6 protein-coding genes and 4 tRNA genes are annotated in these 10,417 nt (G+C 65.1%); 7 read left to right on the top strand and 3 right to left on the bottom strand.

Translation table 11 applies throughout. The annotated features are described in order from the left end of the window. Position 1 precedes the first annotated feature (1 nt). From HD842_RS04570 to HD842_RS04550, 5 genes are all read left to right on the top strand, one after another. A tRNA-Arg gene (locus HD842_RS04570) sits at positions 2 to 78 on the top strand. Between the two features lie 212 nt (positions 79 to 290). Continuing rightward, a tRNA-Arg gene (locus HD842_RS04565) sits at positions 291 to 367 on the top strand. 89 nt (positions 368 to 456) lie between these two features. Beyond that, complete coding sequence (locus HD842_RS04560; protein ID WP_183551511.1) at positions 457 to 1,086, top strand: NUDIX hydrolase; 630 nt, start codon at positions 457 to 459, stop codon at positions 1,084 to 1,086. Between the two features lie 81 nt (positions 1,087 to 1,167). Beyond that, positions 1,168 to 1,244, top strand: a tRNA-Arg gene (locus HD842_RS04555). Positions 1,245 to 1,407: 163 nt separating this feature from the next. Continuing rightward, positions 1,408 to 1,484 (top strand) — tRNA-Arg (locus HD842_RS04550). A gap of 133 nt (positions 1,485 to 1,617) precedes the next feature. Here the strand turns inward: HD842_RS04550 and HD842_RS04545 are convergent. From HD842_RS04545 to HD842_RS04535, 3 genes are read right to left on the bottom strand one after another with little or no spacing between them, the layout of a single operon-like run. Continuing rightward, entirely contained in the window at positions 1,618 to 3,510 is a 1,893-nt protein-coding gene (locus HD842_RS04545; RefSeq protein ID WP_183551508.1) for a hybrid sensor histidine kinase/response regulator, read from the bottom strand. Beyond that, positions 3,510 to 4,097 carry a YfiR family protein gene (locus HD842_RS04540; RefSeq protein WP_183551505.1) on the bottom strand — a complete coding sequence of 196 codons (588 nt, stop codon included), beginning with the start codon at positions 4,095 to 4,097 and terminating at the stop codon, positions 3,510 to 3,512. The genes HD842_RS04545 and HD842_RS04540 overlap by 1 nt, the downstream gene beginning before the upstream one ends. 16 nt (positions 4,098 to 4,113) lie before the next feature. Continuing rightward, positions 4,114 to 6,036 carry a TonB-dependent receptor plug domain-containing protein gene (locus HD842_RS04535; RefSeq protein WP_183551502.1) on the bottom strand — a complete coding sequence of 641 codons (1,923 nt, stop codon included), beginning with the start codon at positions 6,034 to 6,036 and terminating at the stop codon, positions 4,114 to 4,116. 292 nt (positions 6,037 to 6,328) lie between these two features. Between HD842_RS04535 and HD842_RS04530 the strand changes: the two genes are divergently transcribed. Then, positions 6,329 to 7,162 carry a response regulator gene (locus tag HD842_RS04530; protein ID WP_183551499.1) on the top strand — a complete coding sequence of 278 codons (834 nt, stop codon included), beginning with the start codon at positions 6,329 to 6,331 and terminating at the stop codon, positions 7,160 to 7,162. Positions 7,163 to 7,323: 161 nt separating this feature from the next. After that, complete coding sequence (locus HD842_RS04525; RefSeq protein ID WP_183551496.1) at positions 7,324 to 10,350, top strand: ATP-binding protein; 3,027 nt, start codon at positions 7,324 to 7,326, stop codon at positions 10,348 to 10,350. Positions 10,351 to 10,417: the final 67 nt, after the last annotated feature.

The raw sequence follows: 10,417 nt of genomic DNA, 5'->3' as shown, positions 1-10,417 counted from the left end.
GGCGGCTGTAGCTCAGCTGGATAGAGTACTTGGCTACGAACCAAGGGGTCGTGGGTTCGATTCCTGCCAGCCGCACCAGAAAATACGAAGGGCCAGATCGCGAGATCTGGCCCTTTTTCTTTGCGCTGTCAACGCTATCTGTTGATGACGCCGATGGCTGCTCATCAGTTCAAAGCCCTCCTCCATTGAACGTGACTGCGCCTTTTTCCGGGCGCCGGTTGTATCGGCGATGACGAATGAATAATCAGTCTTTGCAAGATGCTCCGCGCCCGCTATAATGCTCGCATTGGGCGGCTGTAGCTCAGCTGGATAGAGTACTTGGCTACGAACCAAGGGGTCGTGGGTTCGATTCCTGCCAGCCGCACCAAACCTTTTCAAGATAAGGGCACTTCGCAAGAAGTGCCCTTATTGCATTTGGGCTCGTGTCACGCGCTATTCCCAATACACTCTCCGCCAATGACCACCTTCCATCCCCAACCCGATGAGCACGGTGCGCCGGTACGTCTCGCGCATCCGTCGACGCCAACAGCCACCGCCACCTGGGATGACCCGGCCAGCATCGCCACCGTGATTCCGCTCGGCGCCCTGCCCCCATCGCTGAACGATGTGCCGTTTGCGCCCTGGCTCGACATCCCGGCCAGCACCGCCGAGTGGCAAACGGTCCCCGGCCAGGCTGCCATCGAGGAGCCGCCCTTCGCTGTGCCCGCAGGGTTCGCGCCCGCTGCAGGCGTCGTGATCGTGGAAGACGATGGCCGTGTGTGGGCCGTGGCGCCGTCGAACGCCTTTGGCGGATATGACGCCACCTTCCCCAAGGGCCGTGTCGACCCGGACATCAGCCTGCAGGCGACGGCGATCCGTGAAGCGTTCGAGGAATCCGGTCTGCGCGTGCAGATCGTCCGGCACCTGATCGACTGCCGGCGCACGCAAACGCTCACGCGCTACTACCTGGCGCGGCGCCTGGGCGGCAATCCGGCGCTGATGGGCTGGGAAAGCCAGGCCGTGCACTTGGTGCCGATGGCGCTGCTGGAGACGGTGCTGGGCAATCCGAACGATGCGGTCGTCATTGATGCCCTGCGACGGATCTGACGCCTCGCCGACGCCGGCAGAAACAATCTCCCGATAGGTATTTGCCAAGATCACCACAGCCCGCTATAATGCGTGCCTCGGGCGGCTGTAGCTCAGCTGGATAGAGTACTTGGCTACGAACCAAGGGGTCGTGGGTTCGATTCCTGCCAGCCGCACCAAAGTTTCAAAGAGAATGGCTCAGAAGAAATTTTGAGCCATTTTTCTTTTGCGCGTCAGTTTCTGCTGCTTCCTGATCGGTCGAGATGTCTCCCGGTAAGCGACCACACTGAAACACGGCAGACTTTGCCAATCCGATACATGCTGCTATAATGCGTGCTTCGGGCGGCTGTAGCTCAGCTGGATAGAGTACTTGGCTACGAACCAAGGGGTCGTGGGTTCGATTCCTGCCAGCCGCACCAAAGTTTCAAGAGAATGGCTCAGAAGAAATTCTGAGCCATTTTTCTTTGCGCGCTGCTTTTTTACATTGCCATCGACATCACCACGTCATCTAGAGGACAGGCTTGCCCTGCCCTGCTAGACGACGCATCACACTCAGGTACGCAGCTTCTTGATGATGCTGCGGCTGCCCAGGATTTCCTCGATCTGCTCGAAGCGCACCGGCTTGACCATGTGGTGGTCAAAGCCCGACTCGAACGCCAGCTGACGGTCTTTTTCCTGACCCCAGCCCGTGACGGCGATCAGCACGGTCAGTGCGCCGGTGGGCAGCTTGCGGATCCCGCGCGCCAGGTCGTAACCCGACATGTGTGGCAGGCCGATATCCAGAAACGCGTAGTCCGGACAGAAGCGCGCGGCGGCGGCCAGCGCATCGGGTCCGTTGTGCGTAATGACCACGCTGTGCCCCATGGCCGTGAGCAGCGCGCCGATGCTGTTGACGAAGTCGACGTTGTCGTCGGCCAGCAGGATGCGGTAGCTCTCGGCGCTGATGAACGCGGCCGGGGTCGGCTTGGTGGGCGGCTCCGGTTCGACCACGATCGGCAGGCGCACGACAAAGCGGCTGCCATGGCCGAGGCCTTCGCTGTGCGCCGTGATCGTGCCGCCATGCAGCTCGACGAGCTTGCGCGCCAGCGACAGGCCCACACCCAGGCCGGCATTGCTGCGTTCGAGCGTCGAATCGACCTGCACGAACATGTCGAACACCGAGTCGAGCATCTCCGGCGCCAGCCCGATGCCGGTATCGGCCACTTCGAGGATCAGGGTGTTCTCGTCCACCTCACCCTTGAGCACGACGCGCCCGCCCCGGTTGGTGTACTTGGCCGCATTGTTGAGCAGGTTCGACAGCACCTGGGCCAGACGCGTCGCATCGCCATGCAGGAACACGGGGCGGTCGGGCAATTCGAGCACCAGTTCGTGCCCGTGCAGTTCGATATACGAGCGCACCACTTCGAGTGCATCGTTGACGACGGCCTTGAGCTCCACCCGGCCCATCTTGATCGTGAACTTGCCGGTATTGATGCGCGAGACGTCCAGCAGATCGTCCACCAGCCGCACCATCTGGCGCAGCTGGCGTTCCATGATGTCGGTCGCGCGCTGCGTGGCCTGGGCGTCGCCGCTGCGGATGCGCAGGATATCCAGCCCCGTGCGGATCGGTGCCAGCGGATTGCGCAGTTCGTGCGCCAGCGTGGCGAGGAACTCGTCCTTGCGGCGGTCTGCCACGATCAGCGCGCCCTCGGCCTTCTGCCGTACGTCCATCTCGTGCTCGAGCGTGCGGTTGGCCGTCTGCAGCGCGTCCGAGCGACGGCCGATCTCGGCCAGCATGTCGTTGAATGCTTCGACCAGTACGCCGATCTCGCCCTTCTGGTGGCCCGGCACGCGCAGGCTGAAGTCGCGCCGCAGCATGACCTGGCGCGCGATATCGGTCACGGCTTCGAGCGGGCGCGTGATCGATGCTTGCAGGCGCGAGGCGACGATGGCGGCAATCACGAGGGCGCCCAGCAGCACGCCGCCAAGAATCGCACCGTAGCTCAGGGCACGGTCCAGCACGCCATAGCGCGAACGCAGGTAGACGGTGCCGACCCGGTCGCCATTTTCGACGATGTCGTGGTACATGACGACTTCGCCGCGCTCGATGCGATAGCCAGCCGGCTCTGGCCGCTCGGGCAGTCTGGCCTTGACGCCGCTGCGCACATAGGTGGCAAAGCGCGTGCCGTTGGCGGTGAATACGGCCGCGGCCACGATCTGCGGGCGCACGCGCAGCAGGGTCAGGCTCTGCGCCACGTCGGCCGGGTCGTTGAACGAGACGGCCGGTGCAGTCACGCTGGCGACGATGTCGGCCTGGGTGGTCAGATCGTCGATCCAGTAGCGCTGGAAGGTGCGCAGGTCGAGCAACAGCATGGCGATACCCGCGCACAGCAACGCCACTGCGGTGGTGGACACCGCCATGAGGATCAATTTGCTGCGCACGGAGCCGGTATCGTGCATAGACATCACGTGGCTCCTTTTTGCACACGGTTCGCCACTGTCAGCAGACGCGAACTGAGCTTTACATTCTTCTTTTCCGCCGCATCGAGGGAGACGTCAAAACGCACCCGATCATCGACGATCGTAAAATTGATGACGCTGCCGCTGCGCAGCCCGCCATCGCACTCGGTCACGGTCAACTGCGCATTGGCGGCGCGCAGCAGGCGTGCGGCGCGCGCATCATCCTGGCCGGCAACAAACAGCACGTGCAGCGGCTGCGCCAGATCCTGCTCGCGCAGCGCGCGCACCGTGATCATGCGCCCGGCCACCAGGCGCCCGGCGGCAATCCGGGTGAGCTCGGCCGCCATGTCGTCGGCGCCCACCACGCCAATGCTGACCGGCGTCGTCGCATCGGCAAACGAGCCGGCCGGAAAATCGGCATACCCCAAAAACTTGTACAAAAAAGCGGCCTTGACGCGTCGTTCGAGTACGGGCGCAGCGTCGACCACGATCGCGTGCGCAGGCAGGCCGAGGCCGAGGCTGGCCAGCAGCGGCAGCATCAAGGCCAGGCACGCCCTGCGGCGCGGCAGACAAGCTGGTTGATTGATAGTCATGAAATCCATTCGCACGTCAAAAACGCAGCGTGGCGCTGGCAAACACCGTGCGCTCGAGCAACTGGCGGCTGCCTGCCGCGACAAATTCGGCGTGGCGGGCATGCAACAGATTGCGCCCGGCAAGCGCGAGCTCGAGATCGGGACGCACTTGCCACGCGATCCGCGCGTCGAGCTCATGATAACTTGGCACGGCCAGCTGCGGCAGTCGTGCGACGTAACGGAGTGAAAAATCTGCCCAGATGCGCTCGCTCAGATCGTGCGCACTGCGCAAGGTCCAGGTCAGGTTGGGATCATTCCCGCCCAGGCCGGACAACCCGGTGGTGTCGCGACTGGCCGGTTCGCGCCCCATGTCGACGTCCTGCAGCACCCCGCCGGCGTGCAGGCGCCAGCCGCGCGCGGCCTGCCAGCTGGCCCAGAATTCGATGCCGCGCAAGTTGCCCTTGCCCAGGCTGTTGATGACATACGGCAACCGCACACCGGGCGTCGCCGGCTCCAGGGAACGCAGCCGTTCGAAGTCGGTATAGAACAGCGTGGCCGAATACGACAGCGTCGGCATGGGTTGGGCGCGGTATCCCAGTTCGGCCACGCGCGCCGTTTCCGCCACCGTGTCAGCGCCGCCGGCGATCAGGAACTGGCGCGGCGAAGCCGGATTGACGAGAAACAGATCACGGTCGATGCGCGACGGCGCACGCACCGTGCGCGACAGGGCCGCCCACAGCGTTGCCTGGTCGCTCGCGTCCCATGCCAGGCGCAGATTCGGCAGCAACTCGCTGCCCGTATATACATTGTGCTCGACGCGCATGCCGGCCACGGCGCGCAGCGTCGGCGTCAGGGTCAATTCATCCTGCACGAACAGGTGCGACCAGCGCAGGTTGCGGCGCGCCGGCGTGAAACGCAGCACGGGCCCGCCGTCGATCTGGTCGCGGCTGTTGCGATAGCCGCCGCCCCAGGTGATGCCATGCTCACCGAAGCGCACCAGGTGCTGGGCTTCGACGTCGACCGTGTCGATCTGTTGCATTCCCACGCCCGGCTTGCTGCGGCGCGTCTGATCGAGCCACGCATGCATGCGCACCTGGCCGGCATCAGTGAGGTCGCGCTGGACCTCTGCCCGCAGATTGGCGCCGGACATCGTCCCGCTCGATAACAGGGACGTGTTGCGCAGGCGTCCCTGGTACACATCGCCGCTGAGCGTGACATCCTGTTCGCTGCCTTCCCAGTCGAGACGAAAGCCCGCCTGCTCGCGCGCCATGCGATTGTCGGGGGTGTCAGCCGGCGCGCTGCGATCGGCCTCGATCCGCGTTTGCCTGGCATACACGCGCCAGTGCGGGCCGTTCTCGAACTGCCCGCCGTAGCGGACGCTGGCGCCATGCTCGTCCGGTCCGGCGTGCGCCGTGACGACGCCGCCGTGGGTCTCGGCCGCGCTGCGTGTGATGATATTGATGACGCCATTGACGGCGTTCGTGCCCCATACCGTGCCGCCCGGCCCGCTGACCACCTCGATGCGCGCGACGTCTTCCAGCCCCACATCCTGCATTTCCCAGACCACGCCCGAGAACAACGGCGAGTACACGCTGCGGCCATCGATCATCACGAGCAGCTTGTTGGCCTGGGGCGACAAAAATCCGCGGGCGCTGATCGCATACTCATGGGTATTGATGCGGGCAACCTGGAGATTCGGCGCCAACCGCAGCACTTCGGGCAGCGTGGTCGCGCCCGAGCGGGCGATGTCCGCAGCGCTGATCACGAACACCGACGCCGCCGCGCGCGCCAGCGGCTCGCTCTGGCGCGAGACGGACGTCACGGCGATATCGGATAATTGCTCGAGCGAATAATCGGCCCACGGCAGCGGGCCCGAGCCATCCTGCGCGCTTGCATCAAAGGAATAGGCGGTCGATAACAGTGCGGCAATGGCGCAAACGTACAACGAAAAAGGTGGCATAGTTGCCATCGTAGAACATTTTCTCGATCGCACCAAGTGCGCACACGCCACAACGCGGTTCTTGACAACATCCGCGGGATATTGATTAAACCAATGACGGTTATTGGAAATATAAATTGGACTGATTTGACGCAATGCAGCATGATTGCACTGTCTCCTCTATTCTCCTCCTAGGAAATAGATTCAGCCCGCCTCTCACGAAGCGGGCTTTTTTTTGCGCGCACGGTTGCCCGAGCAGGTGCATCCCGTTTGGTGTAGGATGCCGCCCATATTTTCGTTTTTACAACAATCCATGCCCGACCTCGACCTTTCCGCCCGGAGCACCGCTTCCTACGACTGGAGCACGACCGCCCTGGGCGACGCTGCCCGCTGGCCGTTGCCGCTGCGGTTGTGCAGCGATTTGTTGCTCAATTCGTCGCTCCCGACCCTCTTGGTATGGGGACCGGAAACGGTCCTGGTATTCAATGAGGCCTACGCCGCTCTGGCCGGCCCCGGCTATGGCCGCGTGCCGGGCGGCTCGGTGCCGCCCGTGATGCCGCCACCGCTGGCTGCGGCCGGTGCGGCGCTGGCTGCGGCCTGGCGCGGTGAGGCCGGTGTGCTGGCCGACACCGCCCTGACCTTCCGCCGCCTCGACGGCAACGCCGACAACCGTTTCGACCTGCGCCTGTCCCCGGTGCGCGACGAAACCGGCACCGTGCGTGGCGTGCAGATCGCCCTGGCCCCGGCCACCGCGCAGCCGGCCCAGGAAGCGGTCGACGATGCAGGCCTGCGCATCCTGGTCGTTGAAGACAATGTCGACTCCCAGTATCTGGTGTGCGAAATGCTCAAGGCCTTCGGCCACGAAGCCGACGGCGTCGCGCATCCCGACGATGCCCTGACACTGCTGGCGAGCCAGCGCTATGACGTGCTGTTTTCCGACGTCAGCCTGCCCGGCATGTCCGGCGTCGAACTGGTGCAGCGCGCCATCAGCGACGACCCGGCACTGTCGATCATCTTCGCGTCGGGCTACGGCGACACGCTGCTGCGGCACCTCGAGTTCCCGTACCAGTCGCTGCAAAAACCGTATGAAATCGACCAGCTGCAGGATGCGCTGGCCAAGGTAGTGCGTCAGCCGGGCCGACGCTGACCGATGGGCGAAACGGTCCGTATTCACAAAGTGTGAGTCGGACCCGCCCGGCTGGTCTACAATGAAACGCATCCTGCCCGGCTTCGGGCGCATGGCAACCCCGGCATGAACTCTTCATCACAACACGTCCGCCGCATCGCGCGCCACCTTCGGAGGCCGGCATGAGCACTGCCCGCGACGTGTCCGGCCAGGATCTGGTCGCCGCGCAAGAGGCGCTCCAGCGCGCCACCGAGCGCATGGAAAACATGCTCGAAAGCCTCACCGACGGCTTTTGCGCGGTCGACCGCGACTGGCACATCACCTATATCAATGGCCGCGCCCTGCAGATGGTCGAGCCGCTCAACAAGCGGCGTGGCGACCTGGTCGGGGCCAAGCTGTGGGATGAGTTCGAAGACCTGCACGGCACGACCGTCGCCCTCGATTGCGTGCGCGCAATGGAGCAGCGCGTTACCGTCAATCGCGAATTCTATTACCGCCGCCTGAATGCCTGGCTCGACATGCGGGTCTACCCGTCCCCCGAAGGCCTGACCCTGTATTTCCAGGACATCACGGCGCGCAAGCTCGACCAGCAGGCGCTCATCGACAACAACAACCGCCTGCAACTGGCGATCGCCGCCGGGCGCTTGGGCGACTGGCGCTGGGATGCGGCCACCGACCGTGTCACGTTCGGCGCGCGCGCAGCCGAAATCCTCGGCTTGCCGGCCGATGTCGCGCTGGCGTGGCCAAGCCTGCGCGAGCGGCTGCAACCCGAAGACCGCAAGGTCGTGCGGCGCGCCGTGCTGGCCGCCTTCTCGCAGGGCACCGACCTCGATCTCGAATGCCGCCTGCTCGCACGCGGCAACCTGCCCGGCGGCGCCGCGCATTGCGTGGCCCTGGTCGGCCGCCCCGACTACGCCAGCGCCGTCGACGGCGGCGGCGTGCTGGGCATGACGGGCATGGCGCAGGACATCAGCGCCCGGCGCGCGGCCGACGACCACCTGCGCCAGAGCGAAGAAGAATTGCGCGCGCTGGCCAACACCATTCCGCAACTGGCGTGGATGGCCGATCCCGATGGCTCGATCGTCTGGTTCAACGAGCGCTGGTATGAATACACGGGCATCACGCCCGAAGAATCGACGGGCTGGGGCTGGCAAAAAGTGTACGACCCGGCGGTGCTGCCTGCCGTGCTCGAACATTGGGATGAGTCGGTGCGCACCGGCACGGCGTTCGAGATGGAATTTCCCATTCGCGGCGCCGACGGCAATTTCCGCTGGTTCCTGACGCGGGTCGAAGCCGTGCATGACCGCGACGGCAACGTGGTGCGCTGGTTCGGCACGAACACCGACGTCGACCAGGTCAAGCGCGCAGAACAGGCGCTGCGCGACGAATCGCACGTGCTTGAACTGCTCAACAGCACGGGCAGCATGCTGGCCTCGACACGCGATCTGCGCGCCGTGATGCAGGCCGCCACCGATGTGGCCGGCGGCGTCTGCGGCGCGCGTCATGCCGCCTTCGTCCATTACGGCCAGGCTGGCGAGGGCACGCTGTATTCGCTCCACACGCTGTCGGGCGCCACGTCGGCCCAGTTCCAGGACTTTGCCGAACCGGGCGCCAGCGCACTGTTCGGGCCAGGCCTGCGCACCACCATTCTGCAACGCGTGGCCGACCTCGCGGCCGATCCGGTCCAGGCCAGCAGCGCGCTGCAGTTCGGCCTGCCGAGCGGCCATCCTCCGGTGCGCAGCTATCTGACCGTGCCTGTCATGGCGCGCTCGGGCGAACTGCTGGGCACGATGTTCTTTGGCCATCCTGAACCGAACGTGTTCACCGAGCGCAGTGAACGCATCGTCAGCGGCATCGCGGCGCAGGCTGCCATCGCGGTCGACAATATCCGCCTGTACGAAGTGGCCAGCCGCGCGGCTGAAGAGCGCAAGGTGCTGCTCGAGAACGAGCGCGAAGCGCGCGCCGAAGCCGAACGCACGAGCCAGATGAAGGATGAATTTCTGGCCACGCTGTCGCACGAGCTGCGCACGCCGCTGTCGGCCATTCTTGGCTGGTCGCAGGTGCTGCGGCGCGGCAGCCGCGATGGCGCCGACCTGCAGCGGGGCCTGTCGACGATCGAGCGCAATGCGCGCGCCCAGGCGCAGCTCATCGAAGACCTGCTCGACATGAGCCGTATCACGTCCGGCAAGGTGCTGCTCGACATGCAGACGCTGGCGCCGGGCAGCTTCATCGACGCCGCCATCGAAACGGTGCGCCCGGCGGCCGACGCCAAGGGCATCCGCATCGAGCGGCTCTATCCCGAAGGCGTCGCCATCCCGTCCGTCGCGGGCGACCCGGGTCGGCTCCAGCAAGTGGTCTGGAACCTGCTGTCGAACGCGATCAAGTTCACGCCGCGCGACGGGCTGGTCACGATCGAGCTGGGTTACCACGACGGCCAGGTGGCCATCACGATCCGCGACACGGGCTCGGGCATCGCGCCCGAATTCATCACGCACGTGTTCGAACGCTTCCGCCAGGGCGATGCGTCGATGACACGCAGCCATGGCGGCCTGGGCCTGGGCTTGTCGATCGTGAAGCACCTGATCGAGCAGCACGGCGGCACGGTACGCGCCGACAGCGCCGGACCTGGCCAGGGCGCGAGCTTCACGCTCGAACTGCCGGCAGCGCTGTCGAGCATGCCACGCGCATCCCGCCAGGCGGACCTTGCCGGTGGCGCGCTGCCCGAGATGGCGTCAGCCACCCTGCCTGCTGCGCCAGAGGCAGCGCCCGAACCCATGGTGCGCGACATGCGCGGCATGTCGGTGCTGGTCGTGGACGACGACCGCGATGCGCGCGAGCTGATTGCCCGCATCCTGTCCGATTGCCATGCCAACGTGCGGCTGGCCGGCAGCGCACAGGACGCCATGGCGCAGCTGCGCGCGAACCCGCCCGACCTCTTGATCAGCGATCTCGGCATGCCCGATGTCAACGGCCTCGAGTTCCTCGCCTGGGTCCGCGCCCTGCCGCGCGACGCTGGCGGCCTGATTCCGGCCATCGCGCTGACGGCGTTTGCACGCTCCGAAGACCGCCTGAAGGCGCTCGAGGCCGGTTTCTCGGCCCATGTGTCAAAGCCGGTCGAACAGAGCGAATTGATGGCGGCCATCGGCATGGTCAGCACGCCACCCGCCGTCCCAATGCTCGCGGAAAGCGGTCGCGGCCATAGTCGTTGATGTTCCTACCTGCGGACGCGGCGCTGTCCTACAAGAAATTTTATGGTCCTTGCTACACTAATTAGAG

Source organism: Massilia aurea, from assembly GCF_014200505.1.
Lineage (GTDB): Bacteria > Pseudomonadota > Gammaproteobacteria > Burkholderiales > Burkholderiaceae_D > Telluria > Telluria aurea_B.
The sequence above is the reverse complement of the archived record's forward strand: the minus strand, read 5'-3'. Positions and strand labels throughout refer to the sequence as shown.